The sequence below is a fragment of the Desulfitobacterium elongatum genome (assembly GCF_055378975.1).
Genome location: NZ_AP038772.1, coordinates 751,231 through 770,260, shown reverse-complemented (window position 1 = coordinate 770,260; position 19,030 = coordinate 751,231). Strand labels below are relative to the sequence as shown.

General features: G+C 45.2%; 18 protein-coding genes. 9 read left to right on the top strand and 9 right to left on the bottom strand.

Annotation, left to right across the window (positions count from 1 at the left end; all coding sequences use genetic code 11):
- The first annotated feature begins 78 nt into the window (after nucleotides 1–78).
- Nucleotides 79–3,015 (top strand): tetratricopeptide repeat protein, encoded by a 2,937-nt coding sequence (locus ACZ42W_RS03470; protein ID WP_464168541.1) that lies wholly within the window; start codon nucleotides 79–81, stop codon nucleotides 3,013–3,015.
- A gap of 399 nt (nucleotides 3,016–3,414) precedes the next feature.
- On the opposite strand, the gene ACZ42W_RS03465 is transcribed toward ACZ42W_RS03470, so the two are convergent.
- The gene (locus ACZ42W_RS03465; protein ID WP_464168539.1) at nucleotides 3,415–3,594 is read right to left on the bottom strand and encodes a hypothetical protein; all 180 of its coding nucleotides are present in this window, start codon (nucleotides 3,592–3,594) and stop codon (nucleotides 3,415–3,417) included.
- 238 nt (nucleotides 3,595–3,832) lie between these two features.
- On the opposite strand from ACZ42W_RS03465, the gene ACZ42W_RS03460 reads away from it, so the two are divergent.
- The 6 genes from ACZ42W_RS03460 to ACZ42W_RS03435 are packed head-to-tail and all read left to right on the top strand — an operon-like array spanning nucleotide 3,833 to nucleotide 8,892.
- Complete coding sequence (locus ACZ42W_RS03460; protein ID WP_464168537.1) at nucleotides 3,833–5,053, top strand: ABC transporter substrate-binding protein; 1,221 nt, start codon at nucleotides 3,833–3,835, stop codon at nucleotides 5,051–5,053.
- An 18-nt stretch (nucleotides 5,054–5,071) separates the two neighbouring features.
- Nucleotides 5,072–5,941, top strand: coding sequence for a branched-chain amino acid ABC transporter permease (locus ACZ42W_RS03455; RefSeq protein WP_464168535.1), 870 nt, complete (start codon nucleotides 5,072–5,074; stop codon nucleotides 5,939–5,941).
- A complete protein-coding gene (locus ACZ42W_RS03450; RefSeq protein ID WP_464168533.1) occupies nucleotides 5,938–6,921 on the top strand; it encodes a branched-chain amino acid ABC transporter permease in 984 nt (327 codons plus the stop codon). The genes ACZ42W_RS03455 and ACZ42W_RS03450 overlap by 4 nt, the downstream gene beginning before the upstream one ends.
- Entirely contained in the window at nucleotides 6,890–7,588 is a 699-nt protein-coding gene (locus ACZ42W_RS03445) for an ABC transporter ATP-binding protein (RefSeq protein ID WP_464168531.1), read from the top strand. Before ACZ42W_RS03450 ends, ACZ42W_RS03445 begins: the two co-directional genes overlap by 32 nt.
- 14 nt (nucleotides 7,589–7,602) lie before the next feature.
- Nucleotides 7,603–8,319, top strand: coding sequence for an ABC transporter ATP-binding protein (locus ACZ42W_RS03440; RefSeq protein ID WP_464168529.1), 717 nt, complete (start codon nucleotides 7,603–7,605; stop codon nucleotides 8,317–8,319).
- Nucleotides 8,320–8,337: 18 nt separating this feature from the next.
- Nucleotides 8,338–8,892 (top strand): tetratricopeptide repeat protein, encoded by a 555-nt coding sequence (locus ACZ42W_RS03435; protein ID WP_464168528.1) that lies wholly within the window; start codon nucleotides 8,338–8,340, stop codon nucleotides 8,890–8,892.
- A gap of 260 nt (nucleotides 8,893–9,152) precedes the next feature.
- Here the strand turns inward: ACZ42W_RS03435 and ACZ42W_RS03430 are convergent, their stop codons facing one another.
- Nucleotides 9,153–9,404 (bottom strand): hypothetical protein, encoded by a 252-nt coding sequence (locus ACZ42W_RS03430; protein ID WP_464168526.1) that lies wholly within the window; start codon nucleotides 9,402–9,404, stop codon nucleotides 9,153–9,155.
- Nucleotides 9,405–9,588: 184 nt separating this feature from the next.
- Between ACZ42W_RS03430 and ACZ42W_RS03425 the strand changes: the two genes are divergently transcribed.
- Both ACZ42W_RS03425 and ACZ42W_RS03420 read left to right on the top strand, forming a co-directional pair.
- Nucleotides 9,589–10,704, top strand: coding sequence for a 3-dehydroquinate synthase II domain-containing protein (locus ACZ42W_RS03425; protein WP_464168525.1), 1,116 nt, complete (start codon nucleotides 9,589–9,591; stop codon nucleotides 10,702–10,704).
- 30 nt (nucleotides 10,705–10,734) lie between these two features.
- Nucleotides 10,735–11,550, top strand: a complete 816-nt coding sequence (locus tag ACZ42W_RS03420; RefSeq protein WP_464168523.1) for a 2-amino-3,7-dideoxy-D-threo-hept-6-ulosonate synthase — start codon at nucleotides 10,735–10,737, stop codon at nucleotides 11,548–11,550.
- A gap of 80 nt (nucleotides 11,551–11,630) precedes the next feature.
- On the opposite strand, the gene ACZ42W_RS03415 is transcribed toward ACZ42W_RS03420, so the two are convergent.
- The 7 genes from ACZ42W_RS03415 to minE all read right to left on the bottom strand — a co-directional run bounded on the left by ACZ42W_RS03415 (nucleotide 11,631) and on the right by minE (nucleotide 19,007).
- Nucleotides 11,631–12,866 (bottom strand): Rne/Rng family ribonuclease, encoded by a 1,236-nt coding sequence (locus ACZ42W_RS03415; RefSeq protein ID WP_464168521.1) that lies wholly within the window; start codon nucleotides 12,864–12,866, stop codon nucleotides 11,631–11,633.
- Between the two features lie 10 nt (nucleotides 12,867–12,876).
- Nucleotides 12,877–13,593 carry a TIGR03936 family radical SAM-associated protein gene (locus ACZ42W_RS03410; RefSeq protein WP_464168520.1) on the bottom strand — a complete coding sequence of 239 codons (717 nt, stop codon included), beginning with the start codon at nucleotides 13,591–13,593 and terminating at the stop codon, nucleotides 12,877–12,879.
- A complete protein-coding gene (locus ACZ42W_RS03405; RefSeq protein WP_464168519.1) occupies nucleotides 13,590–15,446 on the bottom strand; it encodes a TIGR03960 family B12-binding radical SAM protein in 1,857 nt (618 codons plus the stop codon). The genes ACZ42W_RS03410 and ACZ42W_RS03405 overlap by 4 nt, the downstream gene beginning before the upstream one ends.
- An 84-nt stretch (nucleotides 15,447–15,530) precedes the next feature.
- Nucleotides 15,531–16,406 (bottom strand): M50 family metallopeptidase, encoded by an 876-nt coding sequence (locus ACZ42W_RS03400; protein WP_464168517.1) that lies wholly within the window; start codon nucleotides 16,404–16,406, stop codon nucleotides 15,531–15,533.
- An 85-nt stretch (nucleotides 16,407–16,491) separates the two neighbouring features.
- Nucleotides 16,492–17,244 (bottom strand): murein hydrolase activator EnvC family protein, encoded by a 753-nt coding sequence (locus ACZ42W_RS03395; protein WP_464168515.1) that lies wholly within the window; start codon nucleotides 17,242–17,244, stop codon nucleotides 16,492–16,494.
- Between the two features lie 107 nt (nucleotides 17,245–17,351).
- Nucleotides 17,352–18,515 carry a rod shape-determining protein RodA gene (rodA, locus tag ACZ42W_RS03390; protein ID WP_464168514.1) on the bottom strand — a complete coding sequence of 388 codons (1,164 nt, stop codon included), beginning with the start codon at nucleotides 18,513–18,515 and terminating at the stop codon, nucleotides 17,352–17,354.
- A gap of 216 nt (nucleotides 18,516–18,731) precedes the next feature.
- Nucleotides 18,732–19,007 (bottom strand): cell division topological specificity factor MinE, encoded by a 276-nt coding sequence (gene minE, locus ACZ42W_RS03385; RefSeq protein ID WP_464168512.1) that lies wholly within the window; start codon nucleotides 19,005–19,007, stop codon nucleotides 18,732–18,734.
- Nucleotides 19,008–19,030: the final 23 nt, after the last annotated feature.

The following is a 19,030-nucleotide window of genomic DNA, read 5'->3' as shown; positions in this document are numbered from 1 at the left end:
CACTCCTTTGAGTAGCGGAATACAGTGAGAAAAGATATTATAGGCGAATCACGCGCCGTATAGGAGGGTAGTTGTCCAATGTTAAAAAATACAAAATCTAAATCCGGCTCGAATAAATTAACTTCTTGGCTAAAACCGTGGGCCAAAGTGAAAAAACAGCCGGATAAGGCCAGCGCCCCACTCCCTAAGGGGACGAAATCCGTCGAAAGAAACTCACCCAAAAGACCCATTGAACCCCCTCACAAGAATTCCTTTGCTACAAAAAGAACTCGCCCTACAAGCCAATATCATACTCCTAACGAAATTTCTAAGACCCCATGGGAAATCTCCCCCCTCACACCGAACACAAAGACGTCCAACCCTCGAGTAAAACCACGATCACTCGGTACGCAACAGGTCGCCAATCAGCAGATCGCCAATCAACCCATCAATATCCCTATTAAACAAACCCTAGATACCATGATAGATGTCCTGAACAAGGTTAAAGGATCTTCGAAGGTCCCACTTCGAAAGGAATCCATCCCTCAACCTGAGGCTCCGAAAGAAGTAGAATCGCTGATTACAGAAGAACCCGTAGTGCCTTCGGAGCTGGAAACAGAAACTACCCTTAATGACCTTAATGACCTTAATCACACGACTTTTCAAGAATACTCTGGCTCTTATGAAGCAGACTCTGCTTCCCCCGAAGTAGACCCTTATTCCCTCCCAGTGGACTCAACTTCACCCCCGGAAGACCTAGCACCCCTCGAAGTTGTCCTTAACCTCCCTCAAAGCGAGCCTCCTAAGCAACCCCTCCCTCCAATTTCTGACACTCTAGCAGAGATTCGCCATATTAAAATCTGGTCCTTAGATTCAGATTTCATCGATCCTAGCGACAAATCAACCGATGAACTTTTTTCCGAAGCGATGACCCTCTATCAATTGGGGCTCGCAGGAGAAAAAGAAGCCGTTCCACAAGCCTTTAAATTGCTTATTCACGTACTCCAAGATGATCGCCAAAACCTATTGGCAGAGGCCTATCTCGGAAGTGTCATCTCTTTAATGGGACGGGATGCCGATGATGCAAATGATCGCTTCAAATTTGCCATCAAGGGATTGAAAATTCTCGATAAAGTGGTCTCCATGGAGCCAGAAAATGTGGAAATTCGCGGGTTGCGCGCTTTCGTATGCTCTAGACTTCCCGAGCAGTTCTTTCATCGCAGCGATACCGCAATTGAAGATTTTTCTTACTTAGTATCGCGCAATGATGAAGACGACTCCCTCTTCCCGAAGGAATTCTACTATCAGATTCTCTACGAATTAGCCTTAGCCTACCATCGTATGGACAAGAGAAACGATGCAGAGTCTACCTGCCGCAAGCTCTTATCCCTGACCAACGACCCAAAATACAAAGTTCTTATAAAACAAGAAGGAATCCTAGGCTCTGACCTTCCTCGCTGGAAGAAACAACCCGAACGGAAATCCGGGATTAAAAATGAATGGTCTAAACTCATGTATGATGAGAAACTTCAGGAAGGTATCTCCCTGCACAGTCGGGCTATTGCAGAGGATCAATATGCCCTTGAAAAAGCGTTTGACATCTTCAAGCAAGCCCATAAGAGAGATCCCCATGACCCCTTAATTGAAGCCTACTATGCAGATTGCCTCTCTCTCCTAGGACTAAACTCCTCTGACACCAGCATCATGTTCCGACATGCCTCTCATGCAATCAAGACTCTCGATCAAGCAGTGAACTCAAGACCAGACGATATTACCATCCGATTTATAAGAGGCTACAACAGTTACCGAATTCCAGAAGCCTTTTTTAGGCGAACCCTTACCGCCATTCATGATTTTAACTATATCCTTAAACGGTATGAGGACGATTCCTCCCTTCTCCCCGAAGAGACGTATTGGCAAATACTTTATGATTTAGGTGATGCCTATGAACGATTAGAAATGACAGAAGAAGCTCATTCGACTTGGGATAAACTTTCTCAATGCGGGGACACCCCCTACAAGAATTTTGTCGATGAGCTACTCAATGAAAACTCTGAAATCCTTCTGAGCTTGAACTCAGACCAAAACCCAAAGGAACTTCTCCTCGAAGGGATTAGACTGCACGAGCTCGCTAGCACAGGAAATAAGAAAGTAAGTGCCAAAGCCTACGAAGTTTTACTCAAGGCCCATCAAGCAGATATCACCAATCCACTAGCACAAGGGTATCTCGGTAGCAGCATGGCTATTTTAGGGCAAAGTAAAACCGATCCTAATGAGATTTATCACTATTTTTTTAAGGGCATGAACCATCTGAATAAAGCCATCGCCAATGATTCGAATAACTATCTCTTACATCTTCTCCTAGCAAAAGTCATGTATCATTATTCTCCCAGTTTCTTCCGTGGAAATGAAAAGATTATTAAAGAATTTAAGTTTCTAAAATTAGCCTATGAAAGAAATCACAGCGTTTTCCCGGAAGAAGAATATTTGCAAATTCTCTACGACTTAGGAGCATGTTATAAGCGCACCGGAGATCATGAGAAAGCCACAAAATGTTGGGAAAAGCTTTCAAAACTTACTATCGATCCCAAATACAATAACTTGGTAGAAGGTGAGCAGGAAGGAGCAGTCGATATGGATAAAGACAAGATTCGGGATAAGTTCAAGGAAATAGCCGTAGATATTGCTCTAGAAAGAGCGAAAGAGAGATCAAAAGAAAAAGGCAGTCGAAAGGAAAGGAAGATCTCCAAAGAAAGAACCCCAGAAAAATCTACAGATGTACCTGTAGAGAAAAAACATCGTCGTCGCAAAGAGCGTGAAAAAGATCACGCCGTTCCTCCTGTCCCCGAAACGACCTCTCGTAAACGTAAAAAAGATCACAAAAAGGAGGAAACCCCTCCGATCGTGACCAAAGTCCCAGAACCGGTGAAACTCAGTCCCGAGGAGAAAAAAGCACGTCGTGAAGAAAAAGAAAAAGCCAGAGCTGCAGCCCTAGAGAAAGCAATGAGCAGAGCAAAACGCACGAAGAAAGAATAGCCAAAAAATCCTAAAACAAGGGGACATGTCCCTCGTTTCAAAGAAAAACGATGACCTAACTATCGCCCTAGCAAAACTTTTTAAGGGCTGGGGCCAGAGGGTAATTCCCCTGGCCCCAGCCCTTATCTCTTATTTCAGTTTACCTTTTTTTACCTTTTCTCCAAGCAAGTGTCTTATTACTTCTTAAATGTACCCCTGCCCAATTCATCTACCATAGAGCCCTGAACTTTCTTTCTCTCTGAATATTAACCTATCTCTTTCCTTTATTCACCCTTGCCTTTCGTTTGCTCATATAAAACACTGTCTTCTTTTGAAACAAGGGACCTGTCCCCTCGTTTCACCCTGTCTCAGACAAAAAAAACCTGCCTTTTTCGGCAGGTGTGGTGGGCTTTAAGTATATTATTCTTCTTTAGCTTCTGTACGATAGGAACCGTTGAAAATCGCCCGCTTGCTATACTCGTCGCCCCGCGTGAGTCCTTGTAGTCCGTATTCTGCCATGAGAGCTTCTAACTTCTCCTTCAGCTCAACGGCTTGTTTGGGATCTTCGGATCCCGAGCTAATATTGAATGTTACCCGCATGTTAGACAGACCTCCTTTTCTCCTTTTAATTAACCTCCATATGAACCTTATGTTTTTGTCTTTTATAAAGTATGCATGCAAGTTTGGATATGTGCAAAATTCAATAATAATTCAATAATAATTCAATGAAAGTTAAAAGCCCAAACACCGTTTAAGACCCCAAAGAATAAGCTGGAGGTAGAGATTTCAGAAAAAGGATAGATACTTTCTGTCCAATTTAAAGGGGGAACTAAAAGAAATGCGCAAAAAAAATTTGTTCGTCCGAGCAGGTATCCTCTTTTTCATCATCCTCTTGAGCCTTACGGGAATCGGCTGTGGTACTCAGACAGGTAATGGTCCCGCTGACAAAGGACAAACCAATCAAGATCCTGTAAAAATCGGACTCCTCGTTCCCTATACTGGCGTTTTTACCAGCAATGGAGTCGACATTACCCGAGGAGCGGAATTGTACTTAGACGAAATCGGCTGGAAAGCTGGAGGTCGAGAAATCAAGCTCATTAAGGAAGATTCCGAAATGAACGGGCAAGTAGGCTTGCAAAAAACTCGGAGACTCGTCGAAAGTGAAAAAATTGATATCTTAACCGGAGTCGTCAGTAGTACTGTCGCTTATGCTATCCGAGACTATGTGGTTGGAAATAAACTTCCCTTCATCATTTCCAATGCAGGTGCTCGTGACTTAACTCGAGGAGATGGCAGTGAGTACATCTTTCGGGTTTCCTTTGCCAATGGTCAGTATGAATATCCCTTTGCCAAATACTTGTATAACGAACTGAATATCCGCAGAGTCGTTGTCATGGCACCCGATTACGCAGCAGGTTTAGAAAAGGCCGAAGGCTTCATGATTTCTTTTAAAGAAGCTGGCGGTGAAGTCATCCAAGAAATCTATCCGAAGCTAGGCACCACGGATTACGGCCCTTATCTCGCCCAAGTCAAGAATGCTGATGCTGTATTTGTTCACTTTTCTGCAGCCGATTCCATCAAGTTTGTCAAGCAATATGATGAATATGGGCTCAAAAGAATTCCGTTGTACAGTGCTGGTGACCTCGTCGATGAGTCCTCTCTCCCTGGCCAAGGAGACTCTGCCTTGGGAATTATCAGTGCTCTACACTACAGCGCAGCTTTGACAACTCCAGAGAACCAAAAGTTCGTAAAAAATTACACCGCGAAGTACGGAGATAGTCCAAACATGTTTGCAGAACAAGGCTATGTCTCCGCACAAGTCATTGTAAAAGCGCTCGAAGCTACCGGTGGAAATACCGCAGATAAAGCAAAACTTCTCGATGCAATCCGAAAAGTCCAGTTCGATGCCCCCAGAGGCCCCTTCAAATTCGACCAAAAAACCCAAAACGTAATTTTCGACACCCATATTCGAAAAGTCGAGAAAGTCAACGGCAAGCTAGTCAACACCGTCATTAAAAGCATCCCGAACGTTTCCGATTACTGGACCGGCAAGAAGTAAAGCTCGGGAGGGAAAGTAATGGATTTCTCTTCACTCATTATTCAGATACTGAATGGAATTTCCTACGGGCTTCTACTCTTTTTACTGGCGTCCGGGCTTTCCCTGATTTTCGGTTTAATGGGGATTGTTAACCTCGCGCATGGTTCTTATTACATGCTAGGGGCTTACCTGGGATTTGTAATCATTCAAGAGACGGGTAACTTTCTCTTTGGGTTACTTGCTGCAGGAGCCGCATTAGCTTTATTAGGAGTAGTCATGGAACGCTTCTTTTTCCGAAAGCTTTATAAGCGGGAACTGGATCAAGTGCTTCTGACCTTTGGTTTTGCTTATCTTTTTCTTGACCTTGCAAAATGGATCTGGGGAGGAGTGCCTCGCATCCTTCCCAAACCAAGCTTCTTAGAGGGTTCGGTCTCGATCCTCGGGGAAGCATTCCCAATCTATCGATTCGCCATGATTGTCATCGGCTTAGGTATAGCGCTACTGCTCTGGGCCTTTTTAGAAAAAACCAGAACAGGCATCATCATTCGAGCCGGGGTCGATGACAAAGAAATGGTCAGTGGGCTGGGGATCAACATTCAACTCTATTTTTCAGGAATATTCGCCTTAGGTGCATTTTTAGCTGCACTGGGTGGAGTGATAAGCGGGCCAATCGTCGGGGCTTACCCCGGTCTGGACTTCGAAATCCTCGTCCTCGCTTTGGCCGTAGTCGTTGTCGGTGGTCTTGGAACCCTGAAAGGAGCCTTCCTGGGTAGTCTCTTAATTGGTTTTGCGGAAACCTTCGGGAAGGCATTCTTTCCTGATTTCGCTATGTTTACCATCTACGTGACCATGGCCTTGGTTCTCATCTTTAAACCCTCTGGTCTACTGGGGAAGGAGGAATCACAATGAAGCAAAGAAGGCTCCGATTCCCCCTTATTGGAAGTATTGCTGCCCTACTCGCCTTACTTACCTCTCCCTTGATTCTTACACCGTATGGTTTAAGCCTCATGACCCAGGTCCTGATCTTTGGTCTCTTCGCGATGAGCCTCGATCTATTAGTGGGGTATACCGGCTTAGTTTCCTTTAATCATGCTTCATTTTTTGGAATCGGCGCCTATACCGCCGGCATCCTTGTTACACGGGGGTACGAAAACTTCTGGCTTAGCCTACTGGCCGGTGTCATCGTTTCCCTTCTCCTTGCTTTCCTCTTAGGCACACTTGTCTTAAGGAGCTCAGGTCCCTATTTTCTTATGATCACCTTGGCCTTTGGCCAGATGGTTTTTGCTCTTGCCTGGAGATGGCGCTCAGTCACTGGAGGAGATGACGGCTTGTCTGGGATTCCCCGACCAGAACTCGGGCTACCTATCTCCATGTGGGATTCCCAAAACTTCTACTATCTCGTCCTCGCCTTCTTTGTCCTGTCAAGCTTCATCCTATGGAGAATTATCCGTTCAAAGCTAGGTCGATCCATTATAGGAGTCAGAGAAAGCGAATCCCGGATGCAGGCCTTGGGATATAACACATGGGTGATAAAATACCTAGCCTATACTATTGCTGGTGGCCTCGCAGGGTTAGCTGGGGTTTTCTTTGTCTACTTCAATGGGTTTATCAGCCCACAACAATTGGATTGGTCTATGTCTGGCCTGGTCATCCTCATGGTGATTGTAGGTGGGGCAGGAACCTTAGTCGGGCCTGTCATAGGAGCTGGTGCCATTTTTGTCCTCCAAAACCTTATTAGTGCTCAGACAGAGCGTTGGCCGATGTCAATGGGGATCATTTTCATCCTCTGTGTTATGTATCTTAGGGATGGCGTCGTTGGGTACGCAATAAAACTAAGTAAAAAGGGTCTGAGGAACTATGAAAGCTTTAGAAATAAAAAACGTGAGTAAAACGTTCGGAGGGCTTGCCGTATTGCAAGATGTCTCGCTCGCTATTGAAGCAGGAGAAAGACGCGCCATTATCGGACCAAACGGTGCTGGGAAAACCACTCTATTTAATGTCATCAGTGGGGTAACTCCCCTTAATTCAGGAGAGATCTCACTCTTTGGCAAAAAATCGGAACATCTCCCTTCCTTCCGTAGAGCAAAATTGGGTCTTGCCCGAACGTTCCAACAGAACAATCTCTTCTTTAATCTAACGCTCCTTGAAAACATCCATCTCGCACTACTGCCCCATAAATCCCCCTTTACGCCAAAAGAATTTCTTGAGGATTGCGGCTGGTGGGATAAGCGAGATGTTCTCGTAAAAGAACTTTCCTATGGGGAGCAACGTCAGGTCGAACTTCTTTTGGCTCTTGCTCAATCCCCTCGGCTACTCCTCCTTGATGAACCTACAGCAGGCATGTCCTCCGTAGAAACCCATAAAATCACATCCATGATTCGCAATCTTACCCGAGAGATTACAGTCCTCATCATTGAACACGACATGGAAGTTGTGTTTGATCTCGCTGATTACATTACCGTTTTGAATTATGGAAAGGTACTCTTTGAAGGGACTCAAGAGGAAGTCCGCTCCGATAAACGGGTCAAGGAAGTCTATCTTGGTACAGCCGATTAAGGAGGTTGGCCGAAGTGCTTAAACTCAGTGATGTTCATGCTCATTATGGTGAGAGTCATATCCTCCAAGGAGTTACGTTCGAGGTAGAAAAGGGTTCAGTTGTCGCCTTACTCGGACGTAACGGTATGGGTAAGACAACAACAATTCATTCAATCATAGGCTTTAACCCGCCCAGCCGAGGAAAAATTACGTATCAAGACCATCTCATCAGTGGGCTTCCTCCCTATAAAATCGCCCAGTTGGGCATGGCCCTCGTCCCACAAGGAAGAAGAATTTTCCGTTCCCTAACCGTCAAGGAAAACCTTATCATTGGTCAAAGGAAATATCCTAGTCCTGAAAAAAATACCGAAAACCTCGTTCCTACCCTTGAACGAGTCTACAATCTATTTCCTGTTCTAAAGGAACGTTCTAAACTACCGGGGAAGAATTTAAGCGGAGGGGAACAACAAATGCTTGCTATCGGTCGAGCCATGATGACCGACCCGGATATGCTTTTGATGGATGAGCCCTTCGAAGGCCTTGCTCCGACTATTATTAAAGATATCGGCGAGAAAATCTTCACTCTAAAAGATTCCGGACTATCCATCCTTCTCGTGGAACAAAATATCCGCTTTGCAGCTAAAATAGCGGACTATATCTATATTATGAACAAGGGAAAGATTGTCTATGGGGGGACTCCGGAGCAATTTCAAGCCGAAGAAGAGGAGCTCAGGCGATTCATTGAGATATAAAATAAGGAGGCCACATGTATGGCGACAGACCCAAATAAGCAAAAGCTCTTTGCAGAAGGCGTAAAACTCCATGAGCTCGGAATACAAGGAGACAAAAATGCCGTAAAAAAAGCGTATGATATCTTTAAGAAAATTCACGAGACAGATCCCCAAGACCTTGTGTCCGAAGCTTACCTTGGAAGTGTGACCTCCCTCTTAGGACGCGACTCGATAGACCCTAACCAAAAACTCAAGCTCGCTCTCCAAGGACTAAAAATACTGGATAAAGTCATCTTAAAGGACCTACAAAATATTGAAATTCGGAGTATTCGAGCCTACGTTAACTTTAATCTTCCTGAGATGTTCTTCCACCGCACAGCCTCCGCTATTGAGGATTTTAATACTCTCGTTTCCCTGTACGAACGCGACAGTAAGGTCTTCACGAAAGAATTCTACTGCCAGGTACTCTATGATTTAGGTGTGGCGTATAAACGTCTTGGAAAAAAAGAACAGACCCAAGGAGTTTGGGCTAAACTCTTACAAGTCACGAAGGACCCCAAAATCATCGAGCGCCTTAAGCAGGAAAAACTATAAGAATTTATCACGAAAGTGATCTTCTCCCGAAGAATCGCCCTTTCATTGGAAAAGAGCGAAAGCCAGCACTAACTTAGCTGATCATTCGATTCTATTCTTGCCTAGAAGTAAAAAGGAACTGCCTTCTCAAGAGGCAGCTCCCTTTTACTATTTCTCTAAGTTTTTAATTCGTTAATCCTTTATTACTTTTTTGGCCTTTAAAAAAGGAGGCACTAAATCATAAATGTCCCTGACATCATGGAGATTCAATTCAAACTTAGTTACAACCACTTCATCATTTCTGGGTGTTGATCAAGAATTTCGTTTTTAGCTTCCGAGTAGGGCCAAAATCTTGCATCGAGCCCATTGGACAAAAAATCAATATCTTGTGAGGTGCTTGCTTGCTCACAGGACGGACAATAATAAATCGTGTAAGTTTGAGCTGAAATCTGACTCACCTTGAAGGTCATCTCCACCCAATCCGAGGACAGATGGTGCGCACCGCATTTCTTACATTCATAGATCTTCTCCAATGAACTACACCCCACTTCAACAATTAGCCTTTCGGATCATACTTTAATATATTCCATTATATGGTAAATGTTCGTGTCCAACACTCCTTATCCACTCACCTCTAGCTCGTCCTGCGAATACAATATTCTTGAGTATTGTGGTTCTTGATTGAGTCTATAGCTATCAGGATGGGAGATGAACGTATTGGAAAAAGAAAGATACTCTTCACGCGAGGTGTGGTTTGATGGGAGGCTCCTCCCGATAGAACGCCAGGATATCTGGAGCCTTATAAACAATTCTGTCATTCAGAAAATAATCCTTACTGAAACCCAATGGCGTGAAGGACACTATCCCTTAAAAACTCAACTCATGGTCGAAGTAACTACACCCGAGACGATCCGTGAGCTTGAAAACGGGGTAACCGTTTTTTCAAGTGATCAGAGTCTTCTTAAATATGCACAAGAAAAAGGGCTAAAGACCTGCATATTCTTTGATATCGTAGGTCGATCCGCACTAGAAGCCGCCTGGCAAGAGGCCGCCAATTACGATTATCTCCTTGTGGATTTTGACTTGCCGACCAATATTCCCCTTGAGCTCATCATCGCGAGACTCCAAAAAGGAAAGACAAATATACTAAAGCCCGTCACTAATTTAACTGACATGGAAGTATGCTTCGGGGTCATGGAGCAAGGGAGTGACGGAGTCGCTTTTTCAAGTATAGATATTCATGAAATCATCAAAGTCTGTGATGCCTTGCAAAAGCAAGACTATGCAAAACTTGAACTCATTCCCTTAACCGTCAGCGAGGTTCGGCATATCGGTATGGGCATGAGATCCTGCATTGATACTACCGGTCTGATGACCCAGGAGGAAGGAATGCTCATCGGTTCCACTTCACAAGGCGGAATTCTCGTTTGTTCTGAGACCCATTACCTGCCCTATATGAATCTACGGCCTTTTAGAGTAAATGCAGGGGCAATCCACTCCTATGTCTGGATGCCTAACAACACAGCGGAATACCTTACCGATCTTTCGGCGGGGAGTCATGTTCTCTGCGTGAACACCCAAGGCGAGATTAGAACTCTCAGCGTCGGACGAATAAAAACTGAGGTTAGACCCTTACTCCTCATCAAAGGTGAAGCCGCAGGGAAAGAGATTAACGTTATCGTTCAAGACGACTGGCATATCAGAATCATGGGAGCTGACGGAAAACCGAAAAACGCAACACTTATCAAACCCGGGGATCAACTTCTATCCTACGTGAGCGAACCAGGACGTCACGTCGGAATTAAGGTGAACGAAACGATTCTTGAAAAATAAGGTTTCAATCAACTACAGGAGGACAAAAAAGTGACTGGAAAAGACCTTCGTCTCAAACGTCTCTTTAAACACTCTGATCGGATTATCATTGTACCGCTTGATCATGGCTTAACTGTCGGCCCGATTGAAGGATTAGAGGATATTGCTAAAACCGTCGGTCTCTTAACCAAAGGAAAGGCTGATGCCGTCGTCCTTCATAAAGGGCAAGTCCCGCAAATTTCCGACCTCTTGGGGGCAAGTCAGTGCGAACTCATCGTTCATCTTTCTGCATCCTCTAACCTATCTCCCGACTCGAATCGCAAAGAACTCGTTTCTACAGTTAAACATGCTATACGACTGGGTGCCACCGCGGTCTCCATCCATGTAAACCTTGGCAATATCTCTGAGTCCTATATGCTTCGTGACTTTGGCAAGATTTCGGACGACTGTGAACGCTGGGGAATCCCCTTACTCGCTATGATGTACGTCAGAGATGACTCAAAAGGCAGTGAGTTCAACCCTAAAAAAATAAAACATGCTGCTCGCATCGCCCAAGAACTCGGAGCAGATATTATCAAAGTGAATTATACCGGGTCAATCGAATCCTTTTCCGAAGTGACCCATGGCGTTAAAGTTCCTGTGGTGATCGCAGGCGGACCGAAGACTTCTTCTGAAAGCGAATTATTATTCATGATCCACGATGCAATCCAAGCCGGTGCCAAAGGAATTTCTATCGGGAGAAATATCTTTCAATCTTCACACCCTGACAAATTATTAAATGCAATACGGCTAATCACGGATTATGAAATCCCCAAAGAAAGAATCGAAAAGCTAGTCCAAGGGATGGAAAATCCGACGGGTTTCTAACTATACCAATGCAATAAACATGAAAAAGGGATGAAAGTCTCCTCCTAGAAGACCTTCATCCCTTTTCTTTGTCTTTGAAATCATATTCTGCCCAATCCATCGCAGGTGGGACACAATTTACTATACCTTACAGCCAACGTCTGTCCGACTTTCTTCCGGGTCATCTCAACGAGTCCGAGCTGAGTAAGCCCCATTATCTGACATTTGACCTTATCTCGGGCTACGGCAGCTTCAAGAACTGCAAGAAGCCTCCCTTTATCTTCCTCGGAAATCATATCAATGAAATCGATGATAATAATTCCACCTAGATTACGCATGCGAAGTTGTCTGGCAATCTCTTCTGCAGCCTCACGATTTATATGCAAGACTGTGTCCTGTAGAGAGCGCTGTCCGACATACTTCCCAGTATTCACATCAATCACGGTAAGTGCCTCTGTCTGTTGGATTATGAGATATCCTCCGCTCTTCAACCAGACTTTTGGGCGTAAAGCTTTACGAATTTCATCCTCGATACCATAGTCCGAAAAAATATTTTCTTTATAAACCAAGTGCACATGATTCGCCGCAGGATGTCCTAGTTCTCTTAAGGAGTTTCTCATTCCCTCCGCAACTTCAGGTTGGTTGACCGTTATAACTTCTACCTCTTGATCGACCCAATCCCGGATAGCCCGAGAGACTAAATCTACATCTTGATGAACCAGCCCCGGGACAGAAACGTACGGAATTTTCTTCTCAATACGAGCCCAGAGTTCTACCAGGTAATTAAGATCTTCAGCAAGCTCCTTGCCATCAATTCCTGCTGCGAGTGTCCGGACGATCATTCCCATTCCCGGCGGGCAGGCTTTGCGTGCAAGTTCCCGAAGTCGGGTACGCTCTTCTTCTGCAGTGATTTTTCGAGAGACTCCAATATAGTCCGTTTTCGGCATCAAAACAGCATAACGACCCGGTATTGTCAGATTCGTAGTGATTCGGGCACCCTTCGACCCCACAGGTTCTTTCATCACCTGGAGCAGGAGTTCCTGACGAGGCTTAAGAACTTGCTCCACTCGGATCTCTGAGGATGCGGGGAGTTTTTCCTCCTCTTCATAGCGAGGCGGAACAGCATCACCTACATAGAGAAAAGCATTACGCTCAAGCCCAATATCTACAAAGGCAGCCTGCATACCAGGTAAAATATTTTCCACTCGTCCTCGGTAGATATTCCCAACAAGTCGAGAAACCAAGCCTTCCTCTTCATAGACCTCAATGAGTTCACGCTCTTCCAATACCGCTGCTCGCATGGTCTGACCTTGGCCTTGCAGTACAATCTCTTTCAAGAGCTTTTCCTCACTTCCCAAAGGCCTCATATTTCATAGGGGACAACTTCTGCCCTTCATAGCTCACATAAATCCCGATGCGTTTCGTACTCAAAGTATCTAAATCCAAAGGTAGTTCCTCCAGGTCACAGAGACTGGCGATGACTTCTTCCGCTCTGACACTCCCCTGGTTCCCCACTTCGACTTCTAGCTCGAAAACGGCTTCATCACCTTGGATATGCCCAGTAAGCACTTTAACCCAAGGACGAATATCCTTTTCGACTCGACCTTTTTTACTATACCGTGCATAAGGAATATGCTCACGTCCTAGCCAGGCAGAGATCCCTTCCTGCAACCGTTCTTCACTGACCGGAAGCCCCATAGGGACCGTAATTCGATAACTCGCAGCATTCAGAACGGCCATCAGCGCTTTTGCTCCTTGTGAAATCACCCGCACATCGATGAGGCGAATTCCACCAGGTAGTTGCTCCTGCAACCGTCCAATGATTTCTTTAAGATCAAGATCTTGTTCAAGTTCGATATCTACATACTCCCGTTCCCCTTCAACCCCGACTGCAAGAGCCGAACCAAAGGAGATTTTTGGATGCGGATTAAATCCTTCGGAATAGGCTGTGCGAATTCCAGCCCTCCGTAAAGAGCGCTCAAAGACTCTTGCCAAATCCAAATGAGCAATATATTTGGCTTCCTCAAGTTTTGTATAGGCGATTCTTACCCTCAAGGCACTCACCCTTTCAAATCAATCTGAATTCCCCGATCCGGGCAGATTCCACACCCGGTGCAATCGACATAACGACAATCCTTCGTCGTTGTTTCCTTTAAGGCCCGACGATGTTCTCCCATTAAGAAGCGCTTGGTTACGCCGCTTGCAAGGTGGTCCCAGGGAAGGACATCATCATAATCCATGGCCCGATTCGCATAGAAATGTGGATCAAGCCCAAGGGACTCTAAACTTTCTAACCACGTTTCATACTTGAAATGCTCAGACCACCCGTCAAATTTACAGCCCTTTTCAAAAGCCCTTTCGAGCACATCCGCAAGGCGTCGATCCCCCTTGGCAAAAACGGCTTCCAGGTAACTCGTTTTGACATCGTGGTAATTATATTTTATGCGACGATCCCGCAGCTTTTCCCTCAAATATTTTTGTTTTTGGTCTAAAGAAGCCATTCCCTCCTGAGGTTCCCATTGGAAGGGAGTATGACTCTTCGGTACGAAGGAACTCGTGGAAACGGTAACGGTGACATTGCGTCGACCGAGTCTCGTCCCAAGTTCAACTACCTTTTTCGCCATGGAAACAATTCCGTCGAGATCCTCTTGTGTCTCGGTTGGAAGTCCAATCATGAAATAGAGCTTAATCGTGGACCACCCTGCTCTAAAGGCAGATTCTGTGGCTTGGAGCAGATCCTCCTCTGTGACCCCCTTGTTAATGACGTCTCTCAGACGTTGTGTCCCCGCTTCTGGAGCAAAGGTCAGTCCTGACTTTCTAACCTTCTGAACTTCTTGTGCGAGTTTGACATCAAAGGAGTCTAAGCGAAGGGAAGGAAGCGAAACACTCACTTTATCTTCGCTATACTTATCCAGAATTCCCCGAATAACGGGCTGGATACAGCTATAATCTCCTGTGGAGAGTGAGGTGAGTGAAATTTCTTCATAGCCCGTGGATTTTACAAGTTCATCCGTGTGTCTTAGAAGAGTCTCTGCTGAACGTTCACGAACCGGTCGGTAAACCATCCCCGCTTGGCAGAAACGACAGCCTCGGGAACAACCTCTCATGACTTCAAGCATCATTCGATCATGCACAATTTCCATATAAGGGACGACCGGATTCGTCGGAAAAAAAGCAGTGTCCAAATTATTAACGATGGCTTTTTCGATCGTCTTAGGAACACGAGAATCCGCTTCAATCCTCTCGATTCGTCCATCTGATTTATAGTGAACTTCGTAGAGTTCTGGCACGTATGCTCCTTGAATTTTAGCGACTTTAAGTAGGAATTCTTCCCGTGAAACCGGGTTTTTCTTTTGCTCTGCCATCAGTCTCAGAAGTTCTGGAAGGGTCTCTTCACCCTCTCCGAGCATAAAGAAATCGATAAACGGTGCGATGGGTTCCGGATTGTAGGCACAGGGCCCTCCGGCAATAACCCAAGGATGCTCTGGCCCACGATCCTTTGCCCGAAGCGGAATCTCAGCGAGATCGAGCATGTTTAAAATATTTGAAAAGCTCATCTCATATTGCAAAGTAAAGCCAACGATATCAAACTCTTTAAGTGGACGGTAAGATTCGAGTCCATAAAGCGAAATCTTCTTCTCACGCATTTTCTCTTCCATGTCGATCCAAGGGGCAAAAACCCGTTCACAAAGGAAGTCTTCATACGAGTTGACGAGGTGATAAAGTATCCGGGTCCCTAGATGAGACATCCCTACTTCGTATACATCTGGGAAGGCGAAAGCCATACGAACCTTCATCTGATCCCAGTCTTTGCGAATCGAATTCCATTCCGTTCCTAAATACCGGCTCGGCTTCAATACTTTAGGCAGGAAGCGCTCGACCTGCTTACGAATATCTGCCGCTTTCATATCACTCATGATTGAAGATTGTCCTCCTTGTTCATGTTAGTAATTAAATATTATATCACAGAACAGGAGGATTTGCACGGAAGCATGAGCAGCTTAGAGTTTACCTACAGGATAATGGATCCCTTTTTTCAGCATGCCTTCAACGACTTGGGTTTCCGTCAACGTTCGCTCGAGAGAAAAGTCTTCTCCAGGCAAGTTAATGAGAGCGTAGCGATCGGGGGTCAACTCTTCCACGATTCGGACGAGCGGCACATCGGCGGTCACAGTGATGGCTTTGCTCCTCATGAGACCTTTACGGAGAAGCTCTTCCTTTTTCCGAGTGATTTGCCGGAGAAAGGTGATGCGAGCCGCGGAAATTTCCTTTTTCCCGGATATCCAGAAAAAAGCGGCAAGGATAAAAAGGGTGAGTATTCCATCCATTGTGTTACCTTTCCCGATGATTGTCAATCCCCACAGAGCAAGGAGTATCCCAAATCCTTGCCCCCCTCTGGCCAATACTTTTGTAGTGGGAACAAAGCCAAAAGCATCCGAGAAAAGAGCGCGAACGATTCGTCCCCCATCGAGCGGTAGCACTGGAATAAGATTAAAGGCAGCAAGCCATAGGTTGAAACGTACAAAATCCTCTGATACTGGGCCCGTCCAGAATCCTTCCCAGCGGAGGGATTGGGCAGCGAACAGGAGTACTATGTTAAAGACAGGACCTGCAAGAGCCACTATACTCTCTTCAAGCTTTCTTCCTTCAAAAAGGTCTTCAAAATAGGCTGCACCTCCAAAAGGGAAGATTTCAAGCCCAATCACTCGAAAGCCGTAGGCTTTGGCCGTTAGTAGGTGAGCTAGTTCATGGCCGATAACCAAAAGGAAGATAAGAAGAGCCTGGGTGATTAAACCCAGGGCCCCATAAGCAACTAAAACCAGTAAGAACGTAGGATGGATTTTTATACTAAGACCTTGAAAACGGGCAACCTCCATCGTCTCCTTCTCTCCTCCTCTACCCCAGGTATTTTAGCGGGAGTACATGAACGGATGCGCGAAAAGCTTCTTACCCCAGCATGCTCTAATTCGATGGAATTAAATAAGGCAAGGGATTCACCGCTTTTCCATCCTTGCGAAGTTCTAAGTGTAACCAGGTCTTTTTCAGTGGAGCCGACAAGCCTACCGTCCCAAGGGTCTGCCCTGCTGTAACTTTTTGACCCTTTTGTACTGAGATATCCCCCAGGTTACCTAGAACTCCCGTCCATCCATTCCCAAAGTCCAGCTTGACCAATCTTCCTAATTGTGGATCTTCTCCGACCAGGGTCACAACCCCTTGATACGGAGCTACAACAGGGATCCCTAAGGCACTAGCTACGTCGATACCCTGATGAAGACTGGCCTCTCCGTTACTATCTACTGCTCCGAAGGCAGCCATCACTCGGCCGGAAACCGGAGGTAAGAGTTTTCCCTGCATTGTAGCATCGACTGGAGTGGTCTCGACATCCATGCCGCTCAACCCGAGCACCTGGAGAGCCATTCCATTCAATGAAGCATAAATATCTCCATTCTCCACGGTTCCCCGATATGCTGAATAGACCCCTTTCGATAGAATATCTTCACCCTTTGAAGCGAAAAAAATCACCAAGAAGAACAATACCGATAGGGTGGCTTTCTTCTGAATTCCCGTCCAGGTATATAACGGTTCGAGCTTACGTCTTCTGGATGGATATGTACGTTTATGCGGCCGATCCTCATTCCTTATGCCTCGTTCCCGACCGACCTCATGAGCAGCTCTTTCCCATTCCCAATCATCCCAACGCTCATATGGATTCATGTTCTTCCCCCACTTTTATTCCTAAGTTCTAGCTCGTACACTTGCTTAAAACTTATGCTAGTGGGTAAAAAAATAGAACGGCATGAAAAATTCATACCGTTCTATCGCTAAAACATAAGTCGCTGTCGCCTGATGTTGATACTCAACAAAAGTCCTATCGCAATCATATTCGTCCACATGGCACTTCCCCCGTAACTTATGATAGGGAGCGGGATTCCTGTGACGGGCATGATTCCTGAAGTCATACCTACATTAACAAGAATGTGGAATGTAAACATCGAGACAATGCCAGAAGCAATTAAGGTCCCATAGACATCTCTTGATTTCATCGCGATATTGATGGCGCGCAGTAAAAAGATGCAGAAAATGAACAATAAGGTAATCGTCCCGATGAATCCGAATTCCTCCCCGACCACAGAGAAGATAAAATCCGTATGATGCTCCGGAAGGAAGTTAAGCTGGCCTTGCGTCCCTTGACGATATCCCTTCCCCCAAAACCCACCTGAGCCAATCGCCCAAAGCGACTGAATGATATGATAACCATCCCCTGAAGTATCTGCTAAAGGGTTCATAAAAATAGTTAATCGTTTCAGCTGATAATCCTGCATCGGAAGTGGGAGGCCCTGGGCGAATTTTAGCCAGCCCGGTAAATTCGTTGAAAAATGGAACCATAATGCGATCCCGATAACTACGGCCCCGCCGAGTAACAGTCCCCCAAACTTCCAGGGATTCGCACCCGCTACAAACATCATGCCGATAAAAATCGCCACTAATACTAAGGTCGTTCCTAAGTCTGGTTGTTTAAAAATCATGAGCATGGGGATAATCACAAAAAGAAAAGGAGGGATAAAGTCCCTGAATCGGTTCAGCTGCCCTTGGCGCTTCGCCAGAAAATCTGCCAATGTCACGATAATAAATAACTTGGCAAATTCCGAAGGCTGGATATTAAAGCTCGAGGTGACTGGAATCCAGCGCTGAGCCCCCTTTGCTGATTCTCCAAAAGCAAAAACGGCGAGTAGAAGCAATATATTGAAGCCATAAATCCACCAACTAAAGCGCCTAAATTTTTGATAATCAAGGAGTGTAACTATAGTACATAAGACTAGCCCAGTAGCAATCCACATGGTTTGTATCTTCACATAGTAATACGGTTGAGATTTGATAACATTTAACGAAGCTGTACTCAAAATAAGAATGCTTGCACTGAGAAGTAAAAGCAGAAAGAAAACAAATAATAAATCAATATTTCGGAGCATCCGTCGATCCAGCATTAATAATACCCCTTTTATTATTTTAAAAATCTTATAGTTTTCATTATACCACAAGGGGAAGCTCATCCCAAAGAAGGGACAAAAGAAGTTTGTGAGATAGAGGGAACAGGTGCATTGCTTCAGCCAAATCTTGAAAAAGTTACGTTGTAACAAGGGACAAATAACTGTCCCCTCGTTTCAATCAGAAAACCGTAGCGATGTGCTACGGTTTCTTCATTACCCCTTCGTAGAGTAGTCTCTTTTCATTTTAACGACTGGGATGTTAGCTACTAAGGCTACTTCGCGATCATCTTGGTTGAGATTCACTTCTAAGGCGCTCTCATCGATTTCCATGTAGTTTGATATGACCTTAATCAGGTCCTCTTTCAATTGGTTTAACATATGGGGCGAAATCGTAGCCCGGTCATGTACGAGGACAAGCCGCAAGCGTTCCTTGGCAATATTTTTTGAGGCATTTTCTCGTCCAAGCATTCGACTAATAAACTCTAACAAGGCCTATTCCTCCTCTCCGTGCC

Bases quoted from the DNA above. Each gene is read 5' to 3' on its own strand.
- ACZ42W_RS03470 (WP_464168541.1), top strand. From the start codon at position 79: ATGTTAAAAAATACAAAATCTAAATCCGGCTCGAATAAATTAACTTCT.
- ACZ42W_RS03465 (WP_464168539.1), bottom strand. From the start codon at position 3,594: ATGCGGGTAACATTCAATATTAGCTCGGGATCCGAAGATCCCAAACAA.
- ACZ42W_RS03460 (WP_464168537.1), top strand. From the start codon at position 3,833: ATGCGCAAAAAAAATTTGTTCGTCCGAGCAGGTATCCTCTTTTTCATC.
- ACZ42W_RS03455 (WP_464168535.1), top strand. From the start codon at position 5,072: ATGGATTTCTCTTCACTCATTATTCAGATACTGAATGGAATTTCCTAC.
- ACZ42W_RS03450 (WP_464168533.1), top strand. From the start codon at position 5,938: ATGAAGCAAAGAAGGCTCCGATTCCCCCTTATTGGAAGTATTGCTGCC.
- ACZ42W_RS03445 (WP_464168531.1), top strand. From the start codon at position 6,890: ATGAAAGCTTTAGAAATAAAAAACGTGAGTAAAACGTTCGGAGGGCTT.
- ACZ42W_RS03435 (WP_464168528.1), top strand. From the start codon at position 8,338: ATGGCGACAGACCCAAATAAGCAAAAGCTCTTTGCAGAAGGCGTAAAA.
- ACZ42W_RS03405 (WP_464168519.1), bottom strand. From the start codon at position 15,446: ATGAGTGATATGAAAGCGGCAGATATTCGTAAGCAGGTCGAGCGCTTC.
- ACZ42W_RS03400 (WP_464168517.1), bottom strand. From the start codon at position 16,406: ATGGAGGTTGCCCGTTTTCAAGGTCTTAGTATAAAAATCCATCCTACG.
- ACZ42W_RS03395 (WP_464168515.1), bottom strand. From the start codon at position 17,244: ATGAATCCATATGAGCGTTGGGATGATTGGGAATGGGAAAGAGCTGCT.
- rodA (WP_464168514.1), bottom strand. From the start codon at position 18,515: ATGCTGGATCGACGGATGCTCCGAAATATTGATTTATTATTTGTTTTC.